This window comes from Lentibacillus sp. (assembly GCF_035301675.1).
GTDB lineage: Bacteria > Bacillota > Bacilli > Bacillales > Amphibacillaceae > Lentibacillus.
Window position 1 is genome coordinate 1 of sequence record NZ_DATGTT010000060.1, and the last position, 26758, is coordinate 26758.

A 26758-nucleotide genomic window follows, 5' to 3' on the forward strand; every position below is an offset into this window, starting at 1 on the left:
CCTTCAAAAAACGAAGGCTGACTTACCTGAAATGCCCGATTCTGCTCAACTAAAATTCAGTGGGTGACAAGCGCTCCACTTCACTGATATTTTTTAAAAATCAGTGTGACGTTATGGCCGCCAAATCCAAGTGAGTTGCTCAAAACAACATTGACGTCCTGTTTTCTTGATTCATTCGGCACATAATCAAGATCGCAGTCCGGATCAGGTGTTTCGTAATTCATTGTTGGCGGGATAACACCATCATCAATTGTTTTCACCGAAATAACGGATTCCAACCCACCGGCAGCACCAAGCAAATGGCCGGTCACGCCTTTTGTGGACGACACTGCTAACTCCCTTGCATGCTCACCGAATACATGTTTAATGGCCTGAGTTTCATATTTGTCGTTCAGTTGAGTGCTTGTACCGTGCGCATTGATATAATCAATTTCTTCAGTCGAAACACGGGCATCCTCTACGGCCTGCTGCATAGCCCGTGCAGCACCTTCCCCGTTTTCTGCAGGTGCTGTAATATGATAAGCATCACCCGTTGCGGCATAGCCGATGATTTCGCTATAAATATGTGCACCGCGCTCGATTGCGGATTCCAGTGTCTCCAAAACTAAAATGCCTGCACCTTCACCCATGACAAAGCCATCACGGTCTTTATCGAACGGGCGGCTTGCACTTTTCGGAGCTTCACTCGTTGATAGTGCCTTCATTGACGAGAAACCGGCAAACGCCATATTCGTAATCGGGGCCTCAGTTCCTCCGGCGATCATAAAATCAGCATCCCCGCGTTCAATCGTTTTAAATGCGTCACCAATTGAATTGGCACCTGATGCACATGCGGTCGTCGTACATGAATTGATGCCTTTAGCTCCAAGCTGAATGGACACTTGTCCTGCTGCCATATCAGGGATCATCATCGGCACAAAAAACGGACTGATTCGGCGCGCCCCTTTTTCAAGCAGTTTCGTATGCTGATCTTCCAGGGTGCCCATGCCGCCGATTCCGGACCCGACCCAGACTCCGACACGATCGGCATTGCTATCATCAATCGTCAGATCGGCATCGTCAACCGCCATTCGTGCGGCGGCTACTGCGTATTGTGTAAACAGATCCATCTTTCTGGCATCTTTTTTTTCCATATAATTTTTCGGATCAAAATCTTTTACTTCAGCTGCTGCAGCTGCCGGCAACCCGCTGCGTTCAATACGGCTTATAAAATCGATACCGCTTTTCCCGGAAACAACATTATCCCACATTGTTCCAGCATCATTACCATTAGGGGAAATGGTCCCGAGACCGGTAACTACGACTCTTCTTCTTTCCATTTGTTGCTCCTCCTATAGATTTGAAGTCATTAATGGCCCCAGCGCAAGGCAATGGCGCCCCACGTCAGCCCTCCGCCAAAACCGACAAGAACGAGTAAATCATTATTTTTTATTTTACCACTATTGACCCCTTCGGATAAAGCGATTGGAATAGAAGCTGAAGACGTATTGCCATATCTTTTGACCGAAGTTGCCATTTTATCCTCGGCAATGCCCAGTCGTTCGCGGGCAGCTTCCATGATCCGGATGTTCGCCTGGTGCGGAATTAAATAATCGACATCTCCTTTATTATATCCAGCCTTCTCAACAACATTTACCGACGACTCCGGCATTTGTCTGACAGCAAACTTGAACACTTCTCGTCCGTTCATGAACAAATAGTCGGTTTCCTTATCCTGATAAAGTTCTTTTCCGCCTGAACCATCTGATCCAAGTTCAAACGAAAGAATACCTTTTCCTTCTGAAACAGGACCGACAACAGCTGCTCCTGCCCCATCGCCGAACAAAACGCACGTATTCCGGTCAGACCAGTCCGTGATTTTAGAAAGTTTTTCGACACCGACCACCAAAACGTTTTGATATGCATTTGATTCGATGAACTGTTTGGCAGTAATCACACCGTACATAAAACCAGAGCATGCTGCACTGACATCCATCGCGGCAACTTTGCCTGCACCCAGCCGGTCCTGAAGCATGCATGCGACAGACGGAAATGGTGTGTCAGGTGTCACGGTTGCAACGAGAATCATATCAAGATCCTCTGCCTTGAGATTCGCTTTTTCCAATGCATCCTGAGCCGCATAAAATGCCATATCCGATGTTTCCATATCATCTCCAGCAATGCGTCTTTCTTCTATGCCGGTTCGCGTTCTGATCCATTCATCACTCGTATCCACTATTTTTTCAAGATCTTTATTTGTAACAACATTGGACGGAACATAATGCCCGGTACCTAACAGTCCGACGCCCATGATACCCATCTCCTTAAAATCAATTATTTAAAAATGATCGTAAATTTCCGATCTCTTTCACCCTTTTTCCGACTCCTGTTATTAGTAATTCTTATGACTTGGTACTAATTTTAATGCAAACCTTACTTATGTGCAAGCATGATTTACTCGGCTTTTCGTTCATTTGGAAGCAATCCTGTATCTTTGTACGCTTTTACTTCTTCCTGAATTTGGCTGCGAACATCTTTCGGAACTTCAGGACTGAATTCCCCCAATGAAATCACGTCATCCTGAAAATCAAACGTTGTGACACCACCACGCAGATCACCATCATTGAAATTCTCTGCCGCCATTGTGTAAAGATCCTCTACGTGCTGTACAGTACTCGTCAAAACGGTTTTTTCAGCAATATGCGATTGATCCGCAACATAACCAATCGCATATATTCCATCCGCGCTTGCCTGTTCAATAATTGATGCACTGTAGGCATTGCCGGCAGGGTAAATCACATCAGCACCTTGCCCCCGCATTGTCTTATACATCTCCATCGCTTTTTCTTTGCCATTCCAGTCATTTACATAATTAAGATGCACTTCCGCTTCCGGGTTTTGAAACGTAACACCTTCAAAATAACCCTCTATCTCCGGCTGCCATTCAAAGGCACCAATTACGCTCACATGATTTGTTTCGGTCATTTCACCTGCCAGCATACCGGCAAAAAAACCCATGGCGTGTGAGTTAAAATTCAAGCTTGTTACATTTTCTGTAAATTGGCCGCCATTATAATAAACAAAATGGACTTCCGGATAAACTTTAGAAATCTCTTCAAAAAACTTACCATATTTAGCACTATGTCCAAAGATCAGGTTCACACCATCTTCCACTAATTCATCAACAGCGTCTCTGACTTCCTGCATGGTCTTAACCTCTTCTTTGTAGTATACATCGGTGTTAAACTGTTTCTCAATTGCCATCAGCCCTTTATAACCTTTTTTATCCCAAGGTTCGTCATGAGCTGATGTTTCCACCAGCATTCCGACGTTTTGCAGATTACCCGAGTCAAAATAGTTGCCGCAGCCGGATAGCATTAATATGAAAGCAGCCGGTATGATGATTGATAACTTTTTCACCGTTTCCACTCCATTTCCGGACGTTGATTAACTTGTACAAAATATTGTAACGATTAAATAATGCCCCGTAAACGTACACGGCCATTACATTTTCATGACATCAGGTAATTTAAACTTCCCTCTGATTGTCAGTTGAACAGAATCGGGCATTTAGGGACAGTTAACCGCCGTATTTTGGCGGGCTACTGTCCATTACATGCGGGATAAAATTTCTTATACCTTCCATAGTGTTTTTTTACCATTTTTATCTGTTCGTTTATAGGTCTATTGTTTCGTATATAGACAGCATTTTCAAGTTTTATATTGTCCGTTTGCCGGTCATGAAACGACCTGACATCCAATATCGCAGGAAGTTCAGATGAAGCGATCCACTGCTCCAGACTTTCAAATACATCTGCCACATGAACAGCCCTCGACAAAAATGGTTCTGAATCAAACCGGATAAAATCGTTCTGTGTGTATATTCCTTCCTCGTTCATCGGCATCCATTCGCCAAAAATCAGGGGGAGCTTAATAGTTATCGATTCGGGTTTCTGCAAAACCAATTCACGGTTGCCGACGCTTACCCTTGCATCATAGTCACTGCTCCGCTCGCAGGAAGATACATGATGAAACAAGTCGTTCCGGCCGAGAAACATGGACAAATGCTCCTTCTTGTCCGTATCAAGATCATCCATTCCGTCTACCTGCCAGCCGTTATCAAGCAAACGACTGACTATATGAAAACCAATCCAATGGAAGCAATTTTCCACCAAAAAATACATAATGATCATCCTTCTCTTAAAACAAATCCTTTTATTTTTCGAACTGATTTGCTAAACTATATGAAGATAGCAGAAAATCAGGCAGTAAATAAAAATAGAGGTGTATTTATCATGCGTTTCTTGTGGCCGCTTATCTGGGCTTTTTTTATTAGTTGTGTTGTTTCATATGTATTAATCAGCATGGCAGGTAATGAATTTGAAATAGTAAGCACATTTGCAGCAACCATCGTCATTACACTGGCCGTTTTTATACTGGGTGAAGGTGTCTTAAAAGGCGAAAGTAATCATTAAACAAAACCTTTGGATTATGATTTCAGTTTGCAAACAACCCTTGCCTTCAAGGTAACGATGGCAAGGGTTTCGTGTTTACAAACAGCGTAATGGTATAATAGTCAAATCCGCCGGGCTGCTTTACTGGATTAGTACCAGGGCAGTACACTCAAGGCGGTGAGCGCAGCCAATGGCAGTATCAGACGTCTGAATCTTCTCGGCCGGCCATAGCCGTACCCATAACCGGAGTATCCGTAACCCGGATAGCCGTAGCCAAAGCCGCCAAATCCGAATTGGCGATTATCGTGATGATATCCGGGCATTTGGTTATCCTGACCCAGAGGTATGGCCATATAGACACATTCATCATCAAGCCCGGTGATGATGCCGTCAATTTGCGAACCGTCATTCATTTCAGCAAGCACATACGAATGCATATGCTGTTTGCACAACTCATACATATGTTGATGATTATAGTTCATTTTTCAACCTCCTCACCATTCAGCCTATTCAAATGCCTATGGGTTGGTGACACGTCCCGGGTTGAAAATCAGCAGATAGAGGTGAGCGATTTATGGAAACAATCGAAGCATTTTGGTTACTGATTAAATATATTATTCTTGGGCTGCTGCAGGGTTTCACAGAACCCATTCCAATCTCTTCAAGCGGCCATTTGATTATCGTAAGGGAACTTTTTGATGTTGGAATTAAGGGGCTTTCGTTTGAAATCATGGTCAATTTCGGATCATTGATTGCTGTCCTGGTCATTTACCGGAAAGATATATACCGGCTTGTGGAAAATGGAATACGCTACATAACCACTCGTGCGGACGATGCGAAAAGTGATTTTCAATTCATCCTGTTTCTGGTGATCGCAACGATTCCAACCGGGATTATTGGTCTCCTATTTGAAGATTATATTGAAAGCAAACTGAGTGGAGTTGCGGTTGTTGGTGTGACACTATTAATCACAGGTGCCGCATTATGGATCATCCGTAACTTGCGAGGGCGCAAAAATGACGGCGAAATCACTGTTAAAGACGCTATTATTGTTGGACTTGCCCAGTCTGTCGCACTCGTTCCAGGTATCAGCCGGTCCGGTGCTACGATTGTTGCAGCAATGCTCGTCGGTATGAAAACTGAAACAGCCCTCAGATTTTCATTTCTGTTATATATACCGGTCAGCCTTGGTATAACCATGTTATCAGCCGGTGATCTCATCGGGGGTGGCAGTGAATTCAGCGCTGTAGCCATACCATCAATCCTGGCGTTTGCAGCAGCCATCATAGCCACCTATTATTCATTGCGTTGGTTTATGAACATTATGGCACAAGGCAACCTGAAGTATTTTGCCTATTATTGTTTCGCTGTCGGGATACTTGTCATCCTGTTCCTGTAGAACACATTGCTAAGCTGCGGAAAAGGAGCAGTCTGAAGATCCCGCAGCGACCTGCCAGCACATAGTCTCAGTAGGAAGATTCACAAAAAGTTACGTCACAATTTATGGTTTTTTGTGTCAATGATAACAATTTTCGAAGATAGCGCCTTAACAAAAACTTCTAGCCGCGAATCGGTTAGAAGTTTTTTACTTTCTTTCGCTTATGCTGTTCACGCCGCGCTTTTGGAATGTAGACGCAATATGGCTCGCTTTCCATATAGTCCCCTGTCACATTGTATGCTCGGGATCTTGAGCTTCCGCACACATGACGAGAAGCAGTTTATTTTTTCCCGATGGCTATGCGCCACATCGGCGGTCCCAGTTCCAGATATTCCCATGTAAATGACCCTTCACGTTCGATCATCATCCGTAATTGATTTGCTTCCTGAACAACTCCATCATATAATTTCCTGAATCAAAATGATGTGAGCAAGGGCATGACCTATGTATGATATTCATCACTTGATCACAAAACGTTCAAAATCAACAAAGAAAGACATATTTGTAATATGATAGGATTAAATTAACAGTAAGATACCGATATAAAATGATAGCCACCCTTGAAAAAGGAGGTAATCCAATGCATACGGGTACCATTAAGCAGCTGCTCCAAAAAGTGCCCCTTTTTAAAGACCTGACCAACTATGAGATGGAGCCGATTATCGACCTGGCAAAGCACCGGATGTACCGGCACGGCACCCACATATTTATGCAAGGTGATCCGCTGACAAATGTTTATTTTATTCACCAGGGTAAAATTAAAATCTATAAAACCGACTTCCACGGGAAAGAGCAAATTGTGAATGTTCTCCAGCCTGGCGATATGTTTCCCCATCAAGGATTTTTCAGACAGGATGATTACCCCGCTCATGCAGAAGTGCTGGAAGACGCGGTTTTAATCTATATTCCTATTGAATCATTTGAAAACTTTTTGATTAACCACCCCGAAATCTGTGTGAAGCTTTTCCGTGTTCTCGGCGATATTATCGTCGATCTGCAGGGACGACTGGAAGAAAAAATCCTCCATAACACGTACGAGCAAATTATTATGCTGCTGCTGCGACTTTCGAAAAACTATGGAAAAGAAGCAAGTGATGGCATGGTCAAACTGACAACCCAGTTTACGAACCGCGAACTCGCCAACATGATTGGCTCAAGCCGCGAAACGGTCAGCCGTACGCTGACCCAGCTAAAAAAACAAAATATGGTCGCCGACAAATCCGGTGCGGTAGTTTTAGATACCGACGCACTGGAGGACGAGCTGTTTTAAAGGTAAAGATCATCCTGCGTTGCGGCAAAGATATGCTTGGCTTTGGATGGGCTTAACCACCGAGGAAGGAAATGTTATGTTCCTTCTTCGGGTGTTTTCGCCATCAATCAGCCCAATATCGCCCGGTCGCTTTCAAAGCTACTGCCGCGTTTCTTTTGGAATTCCTGCATTAAATCCTCAATAGTCAGTTTTTGTTTTTCAGTTGTGGAGACATCTAAAATGATTTCACCGTTATCCATCATAAATAGTCTATCTCCCAAGTCCAGGGCCTGTCGCATATTATGTGTTACCATAAGCGTTGTAAGTCCAAATTTGGCCACGACATCACGGGTAATATCAATAATCAATTTAGCTCTTGAGGGATCGAGTGCAGCTGTATGTTCATCCAAAAGCAAAATATCAGGTTCTGTGAAAGTCGCCATCAGCAAAGAAAGCGCCTGACGTTCACCGCCGGAAAGAAGACCCACTTTTGCCTTCAAGCGATTTTCAAGTCCTAAATTCAGTGTGGCTAAATAGTCCTTAAACATCGCTTTTCGTTTTTTTGTTACGCCTGGTTTTAGCTTTCTTTTTTTATTCCTTGCATAAGCCATAGCTAAATTTTCTTCTATCGTCATGGATGGTGCCGTTCCAGCCATCGGATCCTGAAATACACGGCCGATAAACTGGGATCGTTTATGTTCCGGAAGATTGGCTACTTCCCTGTTATTAACAACAATACTTCCGACATCGGGTACCAGACTGCCGGAAATGACATTCATCAGCGTGGATTTACCCGCTCCGTTACTTCCGATCACCGTCACAAATTCACCTTTGGGAAGTTCAAGGTTAATCGATTGCAATGCCCGCTTTTCATCCGGTGTATTTTCATTGAAGGTAATGGAGATATCCTGTAATTGGAGCATTTTCACACCTCCCTGGCTTTCTGCTGCAGAAGCTCAGTCTGTTTATTGGTTCGCCTTTTTTTCTCATTACGCGCCTGAACAATTTTTGGGGCAATCAATGCTAATACTACAAGTGCTGCTGTGATAAGTTTCATATCTCCTGTCTCCAGGAAATCAGCACGAAGCGCCATCGTAACAAAAATCCTGTAAATAATCGCACCGCCGATCACAGCTAACGTGGCTCTCGCAATCGTTTTAACGCCAAATATTGATTCCCCGATTATAACAGAAGCCAGCCCAATAATAATCATTCCTATACCCATATTCACATCGGCAAAACCGCCATGCTGAGCGATCAAGCCTCCAGAGAGGGCTACAAAAGCATTTGATATGCCAATACCGCTAATAATAAGATAATCTGTATTTGCTGAAAGGCTTCGGATCATTTTTTTATTATTACCGGTCGCCCTCAGCGCCAGGCCAATTTCTGTTTTTAAGTAATAATCAGTTAAGAGCTTGATACTGAAGGTAATCAGTATCATAACCGCAATAATAACCCATGTTGAAGGGGTACGGTCTGCTCCCATTGCTGTCAATATACCATTAAAAAAGGAATCAAGACCCGCAGTCGCCCATAGGGATTCCAGCTGTTTAAACAAAGTTGTTTCGTTTAGCATGGACAGAGTAGGCTGCCCCAATATACGCAGGTTAATCGAATAAAGAGCAGTCATCATAATAATTCCTGCCAATAAAGCATTAATTTTTCCTTTCGTATGTAGAATACCGGTTAAACACCCTGCTATGAAACCGGCAACTGCAGCCAAAACAGACGCAATTACAGGAGGTACCCCGTTTACGATTGATAACGCTGCTACTGCAGCCCCGGTAACAAAGCTGCCGTCAACTGTTAAATCAGGAAAATCCAGGATACGAAAGGATAAATAAACACCAAGAGCCATAATGGCATAAATCATTCCTGATTCGACAGCTCCAAATAATGATATAAGCATGATTGCCTCCTTACAGCAAGATGGATTTAATTTCCACTAGCCCGGCTTCTAAAGTTGTGTCTTTACTTCTTATTCGGTTTCAACAAGTTCTGCTTCTTCATCCCAGGAATCATTCCATTCAACTCCTTGTTCTTCAGCAGCTTGTTTATTGATAAACAGCTGGATTTCAGGAGGATACTCCACTGGAAAATCTTGAGGTGTTTTCTCTCCTTTTAATATTTCTGCAGCCATTTCACCGGTTCGATAGCCAATGGTATGATAATCAATTCCATAAGTGGCAAATCCGCCTCCTTTTAAAGAATCGGGCTCACCGACCATTAATGGAATATCCTGTTCGTTTGCAACACCCACAACGCTATCTAAAGCGGAGACAACAGTGTTATCGGTAATAATATAAAATACATCTGCTTCACTAACTAACGTCGTTGCTGCATCCTTTACTTCTGATGAGTTAGCAACCGTTCGCTCGGTCAATTTTAACCCTGTGCCTTCCATTGCTTTCTTGACAGACTCTATTTGAGCAACGGAATTTTGTTCGCCTGCGTTATAGACTGTGCCTACAGTAGCATCCGGGAAATTTGCATCGATAAATTCGACCGTTTTGTTAATGGCATCCGGATGAAGGTCCAGTACACCGGTAATATTATCACCAGGCTCATCCATGGACTCCACTAATCCTGCTCCTACAGCATCCGTGACTGATGTGAAAAGAATAGGGATGTCATTTGTAGCCTGTAATGCTCCAAGTGCACTTGGTGTCGAATTGGCGAAAATCAGGTCAACACCATCTGCAACAAAATTATCAGAAATAGGCTTTACATTATTTTGGTCGTTTTGTGCGCTTTGGAAGTCATATTCCACATCTAATCCCTTATCTTTCAATGCAGCCTGGAAGCCTTTATATGCCTGATCCAATGACGGGTGCTCCACAATTTGTGTAGCGCCTATCTGATATGTTTCAGATTCCCCAGATGCTTGGGTTTCCCCGGAAGAGCCATCACCGGATCCGCAAGCAGCTAATAAACTGAAAACTGCTGCAGCTGTCATGATCTGCAACCATTTTTTCATCTTCATCTCATTTCCCCCTATTACAAATAAATAATCTGAATATTATTGTTCTGCTTCCGCACTTTAAATTGTTAAAGCAAAGATGCCCAAGTTACTGACAAAACGAATTGCTCGCCGCAATAGTTCAATCTATAGCCAGCAGCAATTCACCCGGGAATGTGAACAGTCTCCCCTCCCGACAGCCTCTCTTCTATATGTATGCAGTTTAATCTAAAGCTGTTTCACCTCCCAAAAATAAACTGCTTTCAGATAGTTTTAAGAACAGGTTATGATGTCGACAGGCGAGGTGAATTTAATAGAACTTGAAAATATTATGAATAATACTACACCAATTTCGTGTACGTCGTCAATAAGCAATTATATTATCAGAGAAGAAAACGATACTGACTTATACCATTATCATGGTGCTTTTGCTTTATTGAGCGGTTTTGACTGTCTTTTGGATACAGTTTTCGAATACGCTGCCAAAATGTTGAGTGAAAAAAGAAGCAAAGGTCAGTATTCCGCCGTTTTAGCAGGTTACTGACCGTGAACTGACTCAACCGCCGCTGACCGGTGGAATGAAAGCTACGGTATCTCCGCTTTTTAACCTTGTGTCTTCATGAGAATACTCCTCGTTAACCGCCGTCATGGCATGATCCAAATTGGCCAGATCATGCGATGATTTCAATTTCGTTTTCAGTTCGTTTACGGATAAGCCATCCGCTTCCACATTTATTTTTTCGCTGCCGGCAGCTTCCTGCAGTTCAGCAAAAAACAGGACATTAACCATCACGCATCTCCTCCTCTGAAGGAATCTCTTTCTCATAGGATGTTTTTTCTTTCTGATCACCGATCCACTGTGTTCCGTCTTCCCAGTGTTCCTTTTTCCATATCGGCACAATTTCCTTCATCCGCTCAATGGCATAACGGCTTGCTTCAAATGCATCAGCACGGTGCGGCGTTGACACAGATATAACAACTGCTATATCCGTAATTTCCAGTCTGCCGATTCTGTGTACAATCGCCGTATCGGCGTTTCCCCATTTTTCTTGGATTTCATCGCCGATCTGCACAAGTTTCTTTTCGGCCATCGGTATGTATGACTGATATTCGAGAAACAGCGTCCGTTTACCCTTTGTAAACTCACGGACCGTACCGATAAATGTATTCACTGCTCCTGCTTCATTACGCACAACTTTTTCAATGCAGTCATGCGGATTAATCGGTTCCTGTGTTATCCAAAAATTATTAGTCATCAAAATCCCTTCTTATATGATCAGCTAGTGCTGAAATGTCTTTGTACAAATGATTCATATCAAAAACGGGATACTCCTGGTTATCCATCAATTTCATATCCCGCGTGCCTACTGCCATTATATTCGAAAGCTCCTGCAAAAGCGAAAGGTCCGCTTCGCTGTTAATCAAGACGATTTTGCGGTAATCTGCGTTTTTGTAACCTTCAACCAACAGTAATTCAAGTTGAAACTTCTCGTACAGCTGAACTAATTTTTCAAGCTCAAAAGGCATCTGAAGCGTCAGCTGTGTCAATTTATCGCCTTCCACACCACTAATGATCGACCCGGATTCAAGGTGCTTGTCGCTGTCGGTACCTTTAACCATAGCCGGCTCACCGCCGTGGCCATGATGTTTCAAAGAACCGACTTTCAGACCTCTCTCTGAAAAATAGCGTATCAGCTGATTCATAAGCGTTGTTTTCCCCGAATTTTTATATCCCGCAATTTGATAAATTTGCATACAAACGACCCCATTTTTATAAAACCCGCTTATCTTTTTTGGTCCCCTTGAAATATTGAAGGGGGGATCTTGCTGCCCGTTAAGGCGATATAAAAAAAGGCCGATTCATGAGAGATGAATCAACCATTTACGTTGCATTGTTAATCAGGAATACCGAGGGCGATTTTGGCATAACGTGACATTTTTTCTTTACCCCATGGCGGGTCCCAGACGATATTCACTTCTGCTTGCTCAACTTCAGGAAGATCTGAAAGTGCACGCTTTACATCTTGCTCTATATGACCTGCCAGCGGGCAGCCCATTGCCGTCAGCGTCATGGTAACGGTACAGACACCTTCATCATCCATATCAGCGCCATATACCAATCCAAGGTTGACAATGTCAATGCCAAGCTCAGGGTCAATGACATTCTCAAGTGCACCCATAATATTTTCTTCGAGAGCTGCGTCCATGACAATCCCTCCTTCAATGTTCATAGTCTTATTTAAACATATTCGAGCTTTTTTTTAAATGATTTAAATCACACTATTAGCGGTTGAACAGAATATAACATAAGCAGATCTTTATAAATATGTCTTAAACCAATTCACCGTTTCCAGTACAGCATAACGGCTTACTTTATGATCCCGGTTTTCCTCTTTGATAAACCGGATCTTTTTCTGGTCGGTGTAATAGCGTCTGGCGTCTTCATAAAACGTGTATGAATGGTCAAATGGCACCACCGCATCATTTTCGCCATGCCAGAACAGGACGGGGCGTTCATTCAGTTTATCTGCCTGCTTTGACAAATCATACTGTTCAAGCCGATGATACAAATGCTCAATCACGTCTTCAGTTACAGGCAAATTACCCATTTTCTTAAAGCTGTCAACCAGTGTTTTTGCATATGTCGTGATTTTCGGTGAGCCCATCAGTATCCCTGCCGTTTTAACCCATGGATATTGGGTCAGTGCTGCAGCAGTTGTGATCCCGCCCATACTCGTGCCGGCAACGCCAAAACGCCCATCAGCTATATACCCTTTTGCATTCAGCTCATCCCGGATGTCCTTTAATTCCTCTATATTCTGCATCACAATATCCCAGAATGATACTTGCTTTTTAATGCTGGATATTTCTTTCTCACGCTCACCGTGATACATGCTGTCGGGAAGAATAACCCGAAACCCTTCCTCAGCAAGCAAGTAAGCGAGCGGCAGATTATGTTCTTTTGCACTGGTAAAACCGTGAAAATATGTAAGCGTTGGCAGCGCTTCGTTTTCATTTGTGTGATCGACAATAACGAGACAATTTATTGAGGCAATCTTATTGCGAGATACTCCTATCATAACCAAGGTTCCCTTCCTGTAAATTTGTTTCTAATCAATATCATAATGCCAACTACTTACCTAAATCAAAGATTTCGACGGGGCTCCTTGGTTAAATCGATGTAGTTTTTACAAAATGCTCACGAATCCTTTACATATTGTACCATCACCTATAAACTATAAAGAATACGAGGTGAAAATTTATGGAAGGCAAACATCTAATTGCACTGGATCTGGATGGAACATTATTGACCGATGACAAACAAATCAGTATGCGCAACCGGGAGACACTAAAAAAAGCAATCGACGAAGGCCATATCGTTGTCATTGCAACCGGGAGACCACACCGTGCCAGCATCGATTACTACCACACGCTCGCACTCGATACACCAATGGTTAATTTTAACGGGGCTTTAATCCATCATCCGGCTGATGATAAATGGGATGTGCTGCACAACCCTATGCCGGTCAGGACAGCACACCGGATAGTTGAGGCATGTTATGGCCTGAACGTTCATAACATTCTCGCCGAAGTAATGGATAATGTATACATGGATCGATACGACGAAAAGATAATGGAAATTTTTCAAACGACGCGGCAAGATGATTCACCTATTACAATCGGAAGTCTTAAAAATAAGCTGCAAACTGACCCGACCTCACTGCTGATTCATCCTAAAGAAGACAATATCAACTCACTAAGACAGCATTTGGACGATTTCCACGCAGAGGTGATTGAGCACCGTAAATGGGGTGCCCCGTGGAATATTATCGAGATTGTCAAAAAAGGGCTGAACAAAGCCGTTGGGCTGCAAAAAATTGCACATTATTATCATATCCCGGATGAGCGCATTATTGCATTCGGAGATGAAGACAACGATCTCGAAATGATTGACTATGCAGGTGTGGGTGTTGCGATGGACAATGCAATCGATGAGCTGAAATCTGTTGCCAAACATGTTACTGATACGAATGAAAATGATGGAATCAGCATTTTCCTGGATGATTATTTAAAGCTTCAGACCAACGTGGTTTAGTAAGGATATTCCTATTCAACTAACATTCAGCGGAGAAAATCATCCCGCTGGATCAAGCTTTATCCTCCTTCTTGAACACACACTCAGTGTATTATTTTTAAATAAGCTCTAAAAATTTCCTGTCATATCAGGCTGATTTCGGACCAAACTAGAAGTGAACGCATAAAGCGTTCACTTTCTTATTTGCTTTGATGACTTCCTGCACGGAAATTCTGCCGTTTGCACAAGGCTTACTCCATGGGAGGAATTGCCGATGGGAAAAAACAGCAAGTCAAGACGGTTCGCCCAGCACAGTGCTGATGCTGTCAAAAAACATGACGAACTGTTTCCGTACAGAACGCGTTTTTCAGAAGTGAAACGCAATCAGGATGACACTGACAGCCACACATTAGGAGGGGTTTAACATGGCACAGCAACAGAACAATAATTTGATGCAGCGCGCCAGGAATGCCGTTAACCAATTAACAAACGCTCAAGGTAATGCAAACCAGCAGGAACAGCAGGCTGCACAAAATGCAATTCAGGCTGCCAAAAACCAGGCATCAGCCGAAGAGCAACAGCAGCTGCAGCAGCTTGAGCAGCAATTGAGGCAACAACAACAATTGCAGTAACCTCCAAGCATCAGTCAAAACCTTGGCAGCAACAATCATGCGATGTTAACGATCCACCATTCATTAATGTATGATGAAAAGCGGGATTCTAACATGTATGAACACCCTTATCCGTATATCCGGATAAGGGTGTTTTCCTTCTGATTATTTTCTGTTAGAATAGAGACAAGTATGGATAACGATGGAGGTAAGAATAATGGGAGTAAGAGCTGAAACTACGCCAAACCCGAACGCATTGAAATTTACGACCGACAGTCTTATTTTTGAAGGTGACAGCAGTATTTCCGTCATGCCAGGCGATACAAGCGAACACGATATTTTAAATGATCTGATGGAAGTGAATGGTGTCGATAACGTATTTGGATATCAGAATTTCATTACCGTCAATAAAGCCTTTGACGTTGAATGGGATGAACTGCAGCCCAAAGTGATTGACGTCATCGAAAAATACGGCTACTGAGTTATACATAGCTGGAAAAAGACAGCAATTTTATGTTGCTGTCTTTTTTTATTTCCTTGCTTAAGTTAATCAAAGCATGTTTTTCATCAGCAGTCTCGTCTTTTTGTATTTTATCGTATAAGACACTTGTATTTACCAAGTTTTAATCGCGTCTGAAAAATCCAAAAATGCCGGTTGTCTGGACAATATTCGTGAAAGCATTCGGATCCACTTCCCCAATGATCCGCTCAAGATCGTAAAGCTCATACCGAGTGACAACGAGGTACATCATACTTTTGTCATCCCGTGTATAAGCCCCTTTAGCAGGAAGGATCGTGATGCCACGAACCATTGTATCGTGGATTGCCTTTTGCAGTTCTTCCGCTTTATGAGTAATAATCATAGCGGTTACTTTTTCATGACGTGTATGGAGGGCATCAATCACACGGGTCGTCACATATAATGTCAATAATGTATACAAGGCGTTTTCCGGTTCATATAAAACTCCGGCCATAGCAATTATGATTGAATTCAACGTCAGAAAATAAATCCCAATCGGTCTGTCGTTCATCCGGGATAATACCATAGCAACAATATCCATGCCGCCTGTGGAGGCACCATGCCTTAATGTCAGCCCGACACCGGTGCCGCCGAGGACACCGCCGAACACGGCATTTAAGATAATATCCTCTGAAAGTGATACAACAGGAATAGCCTCCAGGAAAACTGTTGTCACAAGGACTGAAATGACACTGTAAATGGTAAATCCTTTGCCGACTTTGTACCAGCCCAATATCGCCACTGGAATGTTTAATACGAATAAAATGATACCGGTCGACAAGCCAATATTCAGAAAATCATTGAATATACTGGAAAACAGCTGTGCCGCACCTGTAAATCCGCTTGCATATACATGTGCTGAAATCAGGAATAAATTCAGTGATAAAGCATTTAAGAGAGCTCCAAATATAACAATAATGATTCGTTTTGCTTCAACGTAAAACATTCTTTCCCTCCTCTTCCGGGCATATACTATTTTTTGACTATTCTTCTGTATAGTTTTAAACTTAAGTAAATAATAATTCCGTGGAATGTAGGTGTTAAAATGACGATTAAAATTCTTGCTGATTCTGCATGTGATTTGTCCGAGACTCATTATAAAACATATGACATAGAAATGATACCTTTAACTGTTCATCTTGACGGTCAGGAATATCAAGACAGCATTGACATTAAGCCAAAAAAGGTATATGACGCTATGCGGGAAGGAAAAAGCCCAAAAACATCCCAAGTATCGCCGCAAGCCTTTAAAACTATTTTTACATCGTACGCCGAAGCAAATCAACCATTAGTGTATCTTGCCTTCTCTTCAGAACTATCAGGTACATACCAGACCGCCAAAATGATGGAGCAGGAAGTAAAAGAAGCCTACCCAGATGCTGAACTCCATGTGGTTGATACAAAATGTGCATCAATCGGGTACGGCCTTGTCATTCTCCGTGCAGCCCAGCTGGCTAAAGATGGTGCCGGCAGCAGGGAAATTATTGATACAGCAACCTATCATTCTGAACACATGGAACATATTTTTACCGTCGATGATCTTGAATACCTGTATCGTGGCGGCCGCGTCAGTAAAACAGCTGCATTCGTCGGGTCATTTCTCAAAATCAAACCAATCCTTCATGTGGAAGACGGTAAACTGGTTCCGCTCGAGAAAATCCGCGGGTCCAAGAAGCTTTTGAACCGAATGCTCGATATTATGGAAGAGCGCGGCATCGACTTTTCAAATCAGACCATCGGCATCAGTCATGGTGATGATTTAGAGAAAGCAGAAAGAATCGCCGACATGGTTAAAGAAAAATTTGATGCTAAAGATGTCCTGATCGAAATGGTCGGCTCAACAATCGGTGCACATTCCGGTCCCGGTACGCTTGCCATTTTCTTTTTAAACAGCAACTATAAATAGTCATTAGACTGATTGAAACTAATTGGATTAAGAATGTCATAAAAAATGCTTTATTTAGTTTTTGATGGTCAATATAAATATAGCACATTATGAAAGAGGTGCACGTCGCGCGAAATCCATGGCTCGTTACGCGATTTTATGCCAACCTTGCGCGAAATTCCATGGGAGCCGCGCGATATCACATGAACTTCGCGCGAAATTGGCAGGTCCTCGGGCGAATTATTCAACCCCTTTGATTCCATTCCCGCCGCAGAATCACAAAAGTTATACAAAACCACGGAATTTGATAGCTCCCTAAACAAGAACAAAGGGTATCCAATAAGTCTGGGTACCCTTTGTTGTGTAAATTTAAGCCCTTTTCAATTAAACTGACGACCGTTACGGGCAGCTGATCACCCGCTTATTTTTCCTAATTTCCTTGTACTATTAGTAATGGAGGTCTTGCTGCCAATGTCACCTGTCATGTTTCTCTTCCTCTGCACATATATTTCCCATAGGACAACCTAAACCGGAAATATTAGTAAAGGAGGATTCAGGTGAGTATTTTCGAGCTAATCACGATTTTTGAAACAGAACGACATCAGCCGCCAGAATCAATTAATGCTTTATTGGATTTTTATCAGCAGAAATACATCACTGGCGATATTAACATAAATGACTACCGGAAGATTTATCATTATTTGCATCGCCAGGGGGCAATTTCAGCCCATGAACTTGCATGATAATTGAGCGGATTGCTTTTCCCCGCTGAATGTTAGTTGAATAGAATCGGGCATTGAGGGACAGTTAGCCGCCGTGTTTGGGCGGGTTACTGTCCCTTAAAGGGAGGCTGTGCAATTATGCGTCAGCTTCCCGCTTTTTTTGCTGTCTGGTCAGATAGATGATGCCTGCGATAAATATCATAAAAATAGCTGCAACCGGAGCAATCACTGTCCAATTTAGACCGGCGTCTTCCTGAACAACATAAACTTCAGCAGTCTCGCGCGGCAGACCGACCCGGAATTCCCCATTTTCATTTTCTCTTACAAGGTTATCACCGAGCAGCCCTTTCAGTTGTTTGCCGGATGCAACTCCATCCACTAACACATCCTGTGATTCCGTATCGTTATTAATCGCAATGAAGAGCGTTTCACCCTCGTATGACCGCTTAAATAAACTCATTGCACCGCTGGAATCCACCAGCTCATAATCGCCATGCTGCAGTGCCGGAAATTGTGAACGAAGTGCCCCGACCCGGTCGGTAAATTGCTGTAAATCCTCATCCGAGCTGTTCCATTTAATCAGCTGCTGATTTTCAGGAAAACCGTCACCGCCCATTGGGATTTCCGATCCTTGATAAACCATCGGAGCACCCGGGGCAGTATACAGATAAGTTAACGCCAACTTCCATGCTGTTACATTGTTCCGCCCATTCTCCTGGAATCTTTGGGTGAACCGTGTTGTATGCTGATTATCCAGATAGTTTAATACGCCCTGTCCACCAATAGATTGCCACGTTTCACGAATGTTTGTCAGCGGTGTCCCGGCATTGGCAAACACTTCAGTCAGCGGTTCATATAATGCATGATTTTCAACTGCTTGTATAGCTGTATTTTCAGTGAGATTACCGTTATATGATTCTGCATTCGATATATCTCCCAACATATAGAATTCAGGGTTGTTGCTGCGGATATGGGTTGTCAGCTCATCTAAAAATGCCTGATTTGCTTTGTCGGCAGCATGAAATTTATACCCGTCTATATTAGCTTCTTCAATCCAATAATCTGCCACGTCCGTTAAGAAATCCTGCACCTCAGGATTGGACTGGTCGAGCACAGCTGTTTGCTCCTGCCACCGGAAAGACGGCTTACCGCTGCCTTCTTTAATCCAATCACGTTTATCCGGATTATCTGTCATTGAGTGATTTTCGGACACATAATTTGTCACAAATTCCAGTACAATTTTCATATCGTTCGCGTGTGCCTCTTTTACCAATTCTTTCAAATCAGCCATCGTTCCGAACTGGTCATCCACTTCATAAAAATCCTCAACCCAATAACCATGATAGCCATCGGACGAATTTTCCATAATCGGGGATAAGACCAGTGTCGTATAACCCATTTCCTTTAAGTGTCCAAGTTTATCGGTAATCCCCTGTAAATCCCCACCGTGATAGGCAGCCGGATCATCAAGATCGATCTGATCATCCAGGGTGCTGTCACCATTATTAAAGCGATCAACCAGAATTTGATAAAAGATTTCGCTGTCGATTGGATTTTGTTCCGCTAAAGCAGCAGTACCGGAAAATCCAAACAACAACGGAACCACAAAAAATACTGAACATAGGCGTTTCATATATGTACTCCTTCATATGTGTTGTGTGCTTCATTCGGGCATTGAGGGACAGTAGTTTCCGTTTAAAGCGGGTCACTGTCCATTACATGCGAAATATGCGTTCTTTTTCTATTATTAACGTTTTATATGGATAGTCAATGCCAATCGATATATTGTTAAAAATCCTTCATAATTATTGCTGCATAACTTAATTCCTTTACTTAAGGGTTCATTATTCTTTGATTAGCAAATATACAAAATAAGGGGCACTGAGTATGGCTACAACGATCCCAACCGGTATTTCCATTGATGTCAATAAATTTTTCCCAATCGTATCAGACACCATTAAAAGCAAGCCCCCCATCAAAGCAGAAATTGGAATGGTATATTGATGCAATGGTCCAATAATTCTTCGGGCAATATGTGGGACAACAAGTCCCAAAAAAGCGATGGCACCACCGGCTGCAACACTTGCACCAGCCAGAGCAACAGCTATGATCAGCAGCAGACGCCGATCGTTTTCCACTTTTGATCCGAGCCCTCCTGCAATGTCGTCTCCCAAATTCAGCACATTTAAAGTATTCGATTTTTGAAGGGCGTATGGGACAAGTATCAGTATCCACGGCAGCAGTGCAAGAACAAACGTCCAGTTAGCACTCCATATATCACCAGACAGCCATACAGTCGCCTGACGAAAGTCCTGCGGGTTCATTTTCAGCTGAAGGATAACCAATGCCGCGGAAAATCCTGCATTTATACCTATCCCCACAAGTACCAGCCTGATTGGACTAACACCATTTTTCCATGCAAGCACATAGATCAATAGTGCTGCCAATAAGGCACCCATCAGAGCGAATAATGGCATGACTAGAACAGAGAAAACATTGCCCATTAAGTCCTGTAAAAAGAATATAAATAAAACAACTGCAAATCCTGCTCCCGTATTAATGCCCAAAATACCCGGTTCAGCCAAATCATTCTGCGTAATACTCTGCAGTATAGCACCAGACACTGCAAGGCCCGTGCCTATTAAGAGGGCTAAAGTAATTCTTGGCAAGCGAAATTCAAATAGTACCAGCTCCTGCCGATCAGTTCCACTCCCCAGCAATGTCCGGATGACATCCAGCGGTGATATATTGATGACACCTGTTCCCAAAGTCATAAAAAACATAACGATAATTAACAGAATCAATAACATTATTACACCGATAAACCGTCTTGATTTGTGCTTGTTTATCTGGGTCATTTTTTATCACCCCCGCTTCTTCCCCGGGCAAGATACAAGAAGAAAGGAACACCGATAAGTGATGTTATCGCACCGACAGGCGTTTCATATGGTGCATTGACCAGCCGTGAAACGACATCTGACAAAACGAGCAGCAGGGCTCCGAACAATGCTGAGACAGGAATGATCCACCGATAATCTGTCCCCATTATAAAACGTGTCATATGTGGAATAATAAGCCCTATAAAACCAATTGCACCCGCAACAGACACAGCTGCCCCCGTCAATAATAGAACGGTTAAAATCCCCATTATTTTGATCACGATATTATTTTGGCCAAGCCCTGCAGCGACATCTTCCCCAAGATTAAGTACTGTCATCGATTTGGAAATCATAAGAGCAATCACGATACCGATAATACCGGAAATAAGCAGAACCTGATTTGACGTCCAGTCTGTTCCAGCTAATCCGCCTGCCATCCAGAATCCCAGCTGCTTTTCCAGCTGAAAGTGAAGCGCAATCACTGATGAAAGCGAACTTAACAATGTACCAATTGCAACCCCGGCTAATGCAAGTTTAACCGGCGTCAAACCACCTGTGGAAAAAGAACCAATCATAAAAATCAATGCAACGGCGATCCCGGCACCTGCAAATGAAGCAATGGTCATCCCGAAATTTGACACAGCAGGATAAAAAGCCATCACTAACACAAGTGCAAATGCTGCTCCATTTGTCACCCCCATAATAGAAGGTGATGCTAAAGGGTTGCGTGTTAAACCTTGCATAACCGCACCTGACACCGCTAAAAAAGCACCTGTCATTGCAGCCGCAAAAGCTCTCGGTAATCGTAACTCCTGAATCACCTTATGGGATGTAAGGTTATCATTAAAGTTGGCGACTGCCTGCCATACAGTCGATAAATGAATATCTGCCGCTCCAAAGGAAACCGAAAGGCCTATGGAAAAGAACAGTGCGATTAAGGTCAACATCACGATCATTAATTTAAGAAATTTTGATTGCTGAATATTGGATAACATGATTTACTCCTGCACATCTATAATGAATTATATTGCTCACTGCAATCGTGTTAAAGCAATTGACATAGTAATTGAAAATGATTATCATTACCGTTAGAAAACTATTATAACATAGAGGAGACTCACATATGCGAATAATAAACAATTCCCGTTTATTAATAATAGGTTTTTTATTGCTGTTAACGCTACTGATCACCGCCTGTAACGGCAATGATAGTGACAGCGATTCAGCTTCCGGTGATCAGGATAACCAGCGTACATCTGACGTGACACTGGATAGTGCAAAGGGTGAGGTGACTATCCCCGGAAATACTGAGCGTATCATCGCCCCTTTCCATGAAGATGCATTACTTGCTTTAGGTGTTAAGCCAGTAGCTAAATGGGCAATCGGGCAAACAGTTCAAGGCTATCTGGAAGGCCAGTTGAAAGAGGTTCCAAAACTTGAATGGAATATGCCTCAGGAACAAGTTCTAAAGCATGAACCGGATTTACTTATTTTAGAAAATGGCACGGACAGTTATGAAGGGTCTTATGAAGATTATCAAAAGATTGCCCCGACATATGTCATGACTGAAGAAACAACCAATAACTGGCGCAAGCAAATCGATACTTTCGGCAAAATACTTGGCAAGGAATCAAAGGCGGACAAAGTCCTGAATCAGTATGATGATAAAGTTGCCAATGCAAAAGAAACATTAAACAATGCAATCGGCGATGAAACGGTGGCGGCCGTATGGGCTAAAGGAGATCAATTCTTTTTATTTGAACAAAACCGTCACAGCGCAGAAGTACTTTATTCCGAACTCGGTATCAACCAGCCTGAATTAGTCAAGGAACTTGGTAAAGCTCAAACGCAATGGAATCCTATCTCTCTGGAAAAACTTTCTCAATTAAAAGCGGATCATGTGTTTCTTTTGGCAGAAAAAGGTGAACCAGGACTACAAACCCTAAAGGAAAGTTCCGTTTGGCAAAGTACACCCGCAGTTGAAAATGGCAACGTATATACGATAAATAAACCAAGTAACTGGACAAACAAAGGATTAATTGCATCCAAAAAAACAATCGATGACGTGATTGAAACACTCGCCGAGTAATCTTCTTTTATTATCATCGAATGTCACAGATAAAGCGAAACTTCATTCAGCAGAGTATATTTCTCTGCTGAATGATTGCAGAATCGGACATTTAGGGTTAGGGCTAGTTACCCGGTGTTCTTTGGCGGGTTACTGACCTTTACGACCTTTACATGCAGGAAAAATGATGTCATGGATTTTCCTGAAAGCCATGACATCTTTTTGTTTTATGGGAATTTGAGAAAAAGAATTAAAAAGGACTTCCGCCAATGGGAAAGTCCTTGTTTCTTGTACAGCCTATGGCAAAAACCCTAATCCAAGCCGGCCGAAACCTAAAATCAGTGTCAGCAATATTGCAATGACGAGCTGAATCCACCAGCTTTTTGTCGGTTCTTCCCGGCCGGATTTCAAGCTGATCATTTCCATTGCAAAAATCGCCCAAATACCGGCAAGCCCCTTGAAAATTGCTTCGCCCATCTGCGGACCGTTAAAATATGCAGCGAGCAATGTGCCGCCGGAATAAAGAATTAATAAATAATCCAGGCGCAGAATCATTTGCAGGATTTTGCCACCTTTAGCTTTGCCTGACTTATTAAGTATGACAACAACAATAAAGAGAATAAATGCCAAAACCCACGCAGTCACGTGCAAATGTGTACTCATATTCAACCGTTCCTCCTTCAAATACCTACTTGCTTTTACCTATTTTAACATGTCCTGCCAGGAAAATCATTTGAAAGTTTATTGAACTTCCCTGAAGTAAATTTAAATAAAACCTGTTATACTCAAGATGAACGGTATTTTTTAATTCGGAGGGATAATATGGCGAACACAAGTCAGGAAATTATTGATCAGACACAGGAATATGGTGCGAAAAACTATCATCCCCTACCAGTTGTAATAAACAAAGCGGAAGGTGTATGGGTTGAGGATCCTGAAGGCAACCGATACATGGATATGTTGAGTTCATATTCCGCATTAAACCAGGGTCATCGTCATCCAAAAATCATCGATGCACTGAAAAAACAGGCAGATGCTGTCACCCTGACTTCCCGTGCATTTCATAATGACCAGCTTGGTCCATGGTATGAAAAGATCTGCAAACTGACCAATAAAGAAATGACGCTCCCGATGAATACCGGTGCGGAAGCTGTGGAAACGGCTGTAAAAGCTGCACGCCGCTGGGCATACGATGTCAAAGGTGTTACAGAAAATAACGCTGAAATCATTGTTGCTGAGGGTAACTTCCACGGCCGTACCATGACAGCTGTTTCCTTGTCATCGGAGGAAGAATATCAGCGCGGATTTGGCCCGCTTCTTCCAGGAATCAAAACCATTCCTTACGGTGATGTCGACGCACTGAAAGAAGCAATTAATGAAAATACAGCTGCCTTTCTATTCGAGCCGATTCAGGGTGAAGCGGGTATCAACATCCCGCCGGAAGGATTTTTGAAGGAAGCATATGATATCTGTGCAGAAAATAATGTGCTGTATATAGCTGATGAAATTCAGTCAGGCCTTGCACGTACAGGCAAAATGTTCGCCTGCGACTGGGAAGACGTTACACCCGATGTTCTGATTCTGGGTAAAGCACTGGGCGGCGGCGTATTTCCGATCTCAGCTGTAGTGGCCAATAAAAATATCCTCGGTGTATTCAATCCGGGATCACACGGATCGACATTTGGCGGCAACCCGCTGGCATGTGCTGTCTCTACGGCATCACTGGAAGTGCTTGAAGAAGAAAAATTAGCTGACCGTTCACAGGAACTTGGCAATTACATGATGGACGAACTGAAGAAAATCAACAACCCGAAAATAAAAGAAGTGCGCGGCAAAGGCTTATTTATTGGTGTTGAACTGACTGAAGCGGCACGGCCGTATTGTGAAGCATTGAAAGAAAAAGGACTTCTGTGCAAAGAAACACACGAAAATGTCATCCGCTTTGCCCCGCCGCTCATCATTGAAAAAGAAGATCTTGAATGGGCGATCGGCCACATCAAAGAAGTATTAGGATCATAAAGTGAATTGCAGGCTTCCACGAAATGGGGAGGCCTGTTCTTCTTATTTACTTGTCGCCTTCTGCTAATATTCCAGCTTTCGCACCCATGTTCCCGCTCTCGCGCCCATATCTGTCAAATACCACACCAAATTATTCTCTCTCACGCAACGGCTGTTTCCGTTTATAAGTCAAACTCCGCCAGACCCATTCCAGCGGACCATACCGAAATTTCGCGAGCCACCATTTGCTGGCAAAAACCTGAATCACATAAAACAGGACAACAATCCCCATAGCCTGTACCGGTCTGACCGACCCATACAACCCAAAACCAACACCATAAAACAGCACAAAACAGAATAGTGATTGGAGTATATAATTGCTCAGCGACATTCGTCCAATATAACTGAACGGCTTCAGCATTTTTTTACCAAGCATACTTTGGCCAAGCAGTGTAATCGAGAATAAATAAAAGATTGCTGAGGCAGTTCCGCCGACATTGTCCTGTACGTATGAAAACCACACCGGATTCCCGTATAGATGCGGTCCCATCTTCAGAACAATAAACACGATTAAACTGATGATCCAGCCGGCTAAAAGCTTCTGTCTATGTGCCTGAGGATTGTGCAGCCAGCGTTTTCTGGCCAAATACACGCCAAACAGGAACAGCGGCAAAAGTGTCGTCCCCAGCAGCATATAAGAAAAGACACTATTGGAATAAAGCCAGTCATTCAGGTTCTGCCCCAAAATTGCGGACAAGTCATCACTTGCATAACTTCTTTCTGCACGATTAATTTCAGACATGCTGGCACTGCCGAGAAGCGCTCTGATATTATATAACATAAGCGTATACAGAAATACGCTGATACCAAGCATAAACGAGCCCCAAAGCAATATCGTTTGGTCACTCCGGTAAATAAACACCATAAAAATCAATCCGATAATACCATATGACAGCAAAATATCCCCATGCCAGATTAAAAATGCGTGGATCATTCCAAACATAATTAATATGGTCAGCCGGCGGATTAAAAATGGCATGACAGCAATCTCTTTAACTATCAGGCGTTCCTTCAAAATCTGCAGGCCAAAACCAAACAAAACAGAGAATAACGTATAAAAGCTTGCCTGAAAGAACATGTCAATCAGCATTTGAGTCGTTTGATCTATCGGCAGAGGCCATACATCTTTCTCCCCGCCATATAAAAAATACGGTGCTGAGAATGCACCAATATTGACCACGAAGATTCCTAAAATCGCAAACCCTCTGGCTGCATCGATCCACATCATACGTTCAGATTTATGTAATGGTTCGGCAAAATTCATGGCTTTTTCAACCTTTCCGTTAAACCGGATGTCTGCATCATACTCTACACTATACGATTATGGATCCTTCCAAGTTTCACAATTCCGCATCTGCACATAAACTATATCAGAAGGAGGATATTTCAATGCCGGCAAAAGTTGGTGCTGTAAAAATTAATAATATAAGTGATTCAGGTACCTTCAACATTGGAGATGTTTATTCCATGTCCCCGGAAAGCTCTGCAAAAACCTTTGCCGGCGGCGGTTCTTTTAATACCGGCGATGGAACCTATATCAGACTCGGGCGATCAGTAACCAATGTAACAGATACTGATAATGCTGACCAGAATATTACGTGATAATGGAGTGTTTACCATGAATTTCACCATTCATCAATCGATTTCGATTCATTTTATTAAAATCAATGCGATATCGAATTCCTCTGTGTTTCAAATCGGGAGTACCGGAAGTATCAGTGCCCAATCGGATATTCATAACACCGGCGGGTATACCGAACCTGCTGAACCAGCCGAGCCAGTCGGTGAGCCTTCTATCATTCGATTGCGACAGCCGGATTAAAGCACATAGCAAACAGTCGTGCATATGCTATGTGCA

The 26758-nt window shown here is 42.8% G+C and carries 32 protein-coding genes and 1 pseudogene; 13 read left to right on the top strand and 20 right to left on the bottom strand.

Going from position 1 to position 26758, the window contains the following annotated elements:
- Nucleotides 1–80 precede the first annotated feature (80 nt).
- From fabF to VK097_RS10485, 4 genes are all read right to left on the bottom strand, one after another.
- The gene (gene fabF / locus VK097_RS10470) at nucleotides 81–1319 is read right to left on the bottom strand and encodes a beta-ketoacyl-ACP synthase II (RefSeq protein WP_324211757.1); all 1239 of its coding nucleotides are present in this window, start codon (nucleotides 1317–1319) and stop codon (nucleotides 81–83) included.
- Between the two features lie 29 nt (nucleotides 1320–1348).
- Nucleotides 1349–2290 carry a beta-ketoacyl-ACP synthase III gene (locus VK097_RS10475; protein WP_324211758.1) on the bottom strand — a complete coding sequence of 314 codons (942 nt, stop codon included), beginning with the start codon at nucleotides 2288–2290 and terminating at the stop codon, nucleotides 1349–1351.
- A gap of 143 nt (nucleotides 2291–2433) precedes the next feature.
- A complete protein-coding gene (locus VK097_RS10480; RefSeq protein ID WP_324211759.1) occupies nucleotides 2434–3399 on the bottom strand; it encodes a BMP family ABC transporter substrate-binding protein in 966 nt (321 codons plus the stop codon).
- 182 nt (nucleotides 3400–3581) lie between these two features.
- On the bottom strand, nucleotides 3582–4163 hold the full coding sequence (locus VK097_RS10485) for a hypothetical protein (RefSeq protein ID WP_324211760.1): 582 nt from the start codon (nucleotides 4161–4163) through the stop codon (nucleotides 3582–3584).
- Between the two features lie 111 nt (nucleotides 4164–4274).
- Between VK097_RS10485 and VK097_RS10490 the strand changes: the two genes are divergently transcribed.
- Entirely contained in the window at nucleotides 4275–4454 is a 180-nt protein-coding gene (locus tag VK097_RS10490; protein ID WP_324211761.1) for a DUF2929 family protein, read from the top strand.
- A 128-nt stretch (nucleotides 4455–4582) separates the two neighbouring features.
- On the opposite strand, the gene VK097_RS10495 is transcribed toward VK097_RS10490, so the two are convergent.
- A complete protein-coding gene (locus tag VK097_RS10495) occupies nucleotides 4583–4915 on the bottom strand; it encodes a hypothetical protein (RefSeq protein WP_324211762.1) in 333 nt (110 codons plus the stop codon).
- Nucleotides 4916–5016: 101 nt separating this feature from the next.
- On the opposite strand from VK097_RS10495, the gene VK097_RS10500 reads away from it, so the two are divergent.
- Nucleotides 5017–5832 carry an undecaprenyl-diphosphate phosphatase gene (locus tag VK097_RS10500; protein ID WP_324211816.1) on the top strand — a complete coding sequence of 272 codons (816 nt, stop codon included), beginning with the start codon at nucleotides 5017–5019 and terminating at the stop codon, nucleotides 5830–5832.
- A gap of 175 nt (nucleotides 5833–6007) precedes the next feature.
- Here VK097_RS10500 and VK097_RS10505 read toward each other — a convergent pair.
- Nucleotides 6008–6142: pseudogene (locus VK097_RS10505) on the bottom strand (radical SAM/SPASM domain-containing protein); the annotation flags it as partial.
- Between the two features lie 309 nt (nucleotides 6143–6451).
- Here VK097_RS10505 and VK097_RS10510 point away from each other — a divergent pair.
- Nucleotides 6452–7141, top strand: a complete 690-nt coding sequence (locus VK097_RS10510) for a Crp/Fnr family transcriptional regulator (protein WP_324211763.1) — start codon at nucleotides 6452–6454, stop codon at nucleotides 7139–7141.
- 107 nt (nucleotides 7142–7248) lie between these two features.
- Here VK097_RS10510 and VK097_RS10515 read toward each other — a convergent pair whose 3' ends face one another.
- The 8 genes from VK097_RS10515 to VK097_RS10550 form a co-directional block, all read right to left on the bottom strand.
- Complete coding sequence (locus VK097_RS10515; protein WP_324211764.1) at nucleotides 7249–8043, bottom strand: ABC transporter ATP-binding protein; 795 nt, start codon at nucleotides 8041–8043, stop codon at nucleotides 7249–7251.
- Nucleotides 8044–8045: 2 nt separating this feature from the next.
- On the bottom strand, nucleotides 8046–9032 hold the full coding sequence (locus tag VK097_RS10520) for an ABC transporter permease (RefSeq protein WP_324211765.1): 987 nt from the start codon (nucleotides 9030–9032) through the stop codon (nucleotides 8046–8048).
- Between the two features lie 69 nt (nucleotides 9033–9101).
- Nucleotides 9102–10100, bottom strand: a complete 999-nt coding sequence (locus VK097_RS10525) for an ABC transporter substrate-binding protein (RefSeq protein WP_324211817.1) — start codon at nucleotides 10098–10100, stop codon at nucleotides 9102–9104.
- Between the two features lie 538 nt (nucleotides 10101–10638).
- Nucleotides 10639–10872 carry a molybdopterin converting factor subunit 1 gene (gene moaD / locus VK097_RS10530; RefSeq protein ID WP_324211818.1) on the bottom strand — a complete coding sequence of 78 codons (234 nt, stop codon included), beginning with the start codon at nucleotides 10870–10872 and terminating at the stop codon, nucleotides 10639–10641.
- Complete coding sequence (locus VK097_RS10535) at nucleotides 10865–11338, bottom strand: molybdenum cofactor biosynthesis protein MoaE (RefSeq protein WP_324211766.1); 474 nt, start codon at nucleotides 11336–11338, stop codon at nucleotides 10865–10867. Before VK097_RS10535 ends, moaD begins: the two co-directional genes overlap by 8 nt.
- A complete protein-coding gene (gene mobB, locus VK097_RS10540; protein ID WP_324211767.1) occupies nucleotides 11331–11837 on the bottom strand; it encodes a molybdopterin-guanine dinucleotide biosynthesis protein B in 507 nt (168 codons plus the stop codon). Before mobB ends, VK097_RS10535 begins: the two co-directional genes overlap by 8 nt.
- Nucleotides 11838–11977: 140 nt before the next feature.
- Nucleotides 11978–12289, bottom strand: coding sequence for a metal-sulfur cluster assembly factor (locus tag VK097_RS10545; protein WP_324211768.1), 312 nt, complete (start codon nucleotides 12287–12289; stop codon nucleotides 11978–11980).
- A gap of 111 nt (nucleotides 12290–12400) precedes the next feature.
- A complete protein-coding gene (locus tag VK097_RS10550; RefSeq protein ID WP_324211769.1) occupies nucleotides 12401–13162 on the bottom strand; it encodes an alpha/beta fold hydrolase in 762 nt (253 codons plus the stop codon).
- A gap of 182 nt (nucleotides 13163–13344) precedes the next feature.
- On the opposite strand from VK097_RS10550, the gene VK097_RS10555 reads away from it, so the two are divergent.
- From VK097_RS10555 to VK097_RS10570, 4 genes are all read left to right on the top strand, one after another.
- A complete protein-coding gene (locus tag VK097_RS10555) occupies nucleotides 13345–14178 on the top strand; it encodes a Cof-type HAD-IIB family hydrolase (RefSeq protein ID WP_324211770.1) in 834 nt (277 codons plus the stop codon).
- Between the two features lie 253 nt (nucleotides 14179–14431).
- Nucleotides 14432–14581 (top strand): hypothetical protein, encoded by a 150-nt coding sequence (locus VK097_RS10560; RefSeq protein ID WP_324211771.1) that lies wholly within the window; start codon nucleotides 14432–14434, stop codon nucleotides 14579–14581.
- Between the two features lies 1 nt (nucleotide 14582).
- A complete protein-coding gene (locus VK097_RS10565; protein ID WP_324211772.1) occupies nucleotides 14583–14789 on the top strand; it encodes a DUF3813 family protein in 207 nt (68 codons plus the stop codon).
- A gap of 196 nt (nucleotides 14790–14985) precedes the next feature.
- Complete coding sequence (locus VK097_RS10570; protein WP_324211773.1) at nucleotides 14986–15249, top strand: NifU N-terminal domain-containing protein; 264 nt, start codon at nucleotides 14986–14988, stop codon at nucleotides 15247–15249.
- Nucleotides 15250–15391: 142 nt separating this feature from the next.
- Here VK097_RS10570 and VK097_RS10575 read toward each other — a convergent pair whose 3' ends face one another.
- Nucleotides 15392–16234: a YitT family protein gene (locus tag VK097_RS10575; RefSeq protein WP_324211774.1), complete on the bottom strand. Its 843-nt coding sequence runs from the start codon at nucleotides 16232–16234 to the stop codon at nucleotides 15392–15394.
- Between the two features lie 99 nt (nucleotides 16235–16333).
- Here VK097_RS10575 and VK097_RS10580 point away from each other — a divergent pair, with 99 nt between their 5' ends.
- Together VK097_RS10580 and yppF are read left to right on the top strand one after the other, a co-directional pair.
- A complete protein-coding gene (locus VK097_RS10580) occupies nucleotides 16334–17194 on the top strand; it encodes a DegV family protein (RefSeq protein ID WP_324211775.1) in 861 nt (286 codons plus the stop codon).
- 536 nt (nucleotides 17195–17730) lie between these two features.
- Complete coding sequence (gene yppF / locus VK097_RS10585; protein WP_324211776.1) at nucleotides 17731–17916, top strand: YppF family protein; 186 nt, start codon at nucleotides 17731–17733, stop codon at nucleotides 17914–17916.
- Nucleotides 17917–18031: 115 nt separating this feature from the next.
- Here the strand turns inward: yppF and VK097_RS10590 are convergent, their stop codons facing one another.
- The 3 genes from VK097_RS10590 to VK097_RS10600 all read right to left on the bottom strand — a co-directional run bounded on the left by VK097_RS10590 (nucleotide 18032) and on the right by VK097_RS10600 (nucleotide 21769).
- Nucleotides 18032–19528, bottom strand: coding sequence for an alpha-amylase family glycosyl hydrolase (locus VK097_RS10590; RefSeq protein ID WP_324211777.1), 1497 nt, complete (start codon nucleotides 19526–19528; stop codon nucleotides 18032–18034).
- A 211-nt stretch (nucleotides 19529–19739) separates the two neighbouring features.
- Nucleotides 19740–20753: a FecCD family ABC transporter permease gene (locus tag VK097_RS10595; protein WP_324211778.1), complete on the bottom strand. Its 1014-nt coding sequence runs from the start codon at nucleotides 20751–20753 to the stop codon at nucleotides 19740–19742.
- On the bottom strand, nucleotides 20750–21769 hold the full coding sequence (locus tag VK097_RS10600; protein ID WP_324211779.1) for a FecCD family ABC transporter permease: 1020 nt from the start codon (nucleotides 21767–21769) through the stop codon (nucleotides 20750–20752). Before VK097_RS10600 ends, VK097_RS10595 begins: the two co-directional genes overlap by 4 nt.
- A 128-nt stretch (nucleotides 21770–21897) precedes the next feature.
- On the opposite strand from VK097_RS10600, the gene VK097_RS10605 reads away from it, so the two are divergent.
- Nucleotides 21898–22863, top strand: a complete 966-nt coding sequence (locus tag VK097_RS10605; protein WP_324211780.1) for an iron-hydroxamate ABC transporter substrate-binding protein — start codon at nucleotides 21898–21900, stop codon at nucleotides 22861–22863.
- A gap of 276 nt (nucleotides 22864–23139) precedes the next feature.
- Here VK097_RS10605 and VK097_RS10610 read toward each other — a convergent pair whose 3' ends face one another.
- On the bottom strand, nucleotides 23140–23505 hold the full coding sequence (locus VK097_RS10610) for a YisL family protein (protein ID WP_324211781.1): 366 nt from the start codon (nucleotides 23503–23505) through the stop codon (nucleotides 23140–23142).
- A 159-nt stretch (nucleotides 23506–23664) separates the two neighbouring features.
- Between VK097_RS10610 and VK097_RS10615 the strand changes: the two genes are divergently transcribed.
- A complete protein-coding gene (locus VK097_RS10615) occupies nucleotides 23665–24861 on the top strand; it encodes an ornithine--oxo-acid transaminase (protein ID WP_324211782.1) in 1197 nt (398 codons plus the stop codon).
- 130 nt (nucleotides 24862–24991) lie between these two features.
- Here the strand turns inward: VK097_RS10615 and VK097_RS10620 are convergent, their stop codons facing one another.
- The gene (locus VK097_RS10620; RefSeq protein ID WP_324211783.1) at nucleotides 24992–26164 is read right to left on the bottom strand and encodes a DUF418 domain-containing protein; all 1173 of its coding nucleotides are present in this window, start codon (nucleotides 26162–26164) and stop codon (nucleotides 24992–24994) included.
- Between the two features lie 125 nt (nucleotides 26165–26289).
- Between VK097_RS10620 and VK097_RS10625 the strand changes: the two genes are divergently transcribed.
- Both VK097_RS10625 and VK097_RS10630 read left to right on the top strand, forming a co-directional pair.
- Nucleotides 26290–26502: a spore germination protein gene (locus VK097_RS10625; protein ID WP_324211784.1), complete on the top strand. Its 213-nt coding sequence runs from the start codon at nucleotides 26290–26292 to the stop codon at nucleotides 26500–26502.
- 16 nt (nucleotides 26503–26518) lie between these two features.
- On the top strand, nucleotides 26519–26722 hold the full coding sequence (locus tag VK097_RS10630) for a spore germination protein GerPE (RefSeq protein ID WP_324211785.1): 204 nt from the start codon (nucleotides 26519–26521) through the stop codon (nucleotides 26720–26722).
- Nucleotides 26723–26758: the final 36 nt, after the last annotated feature.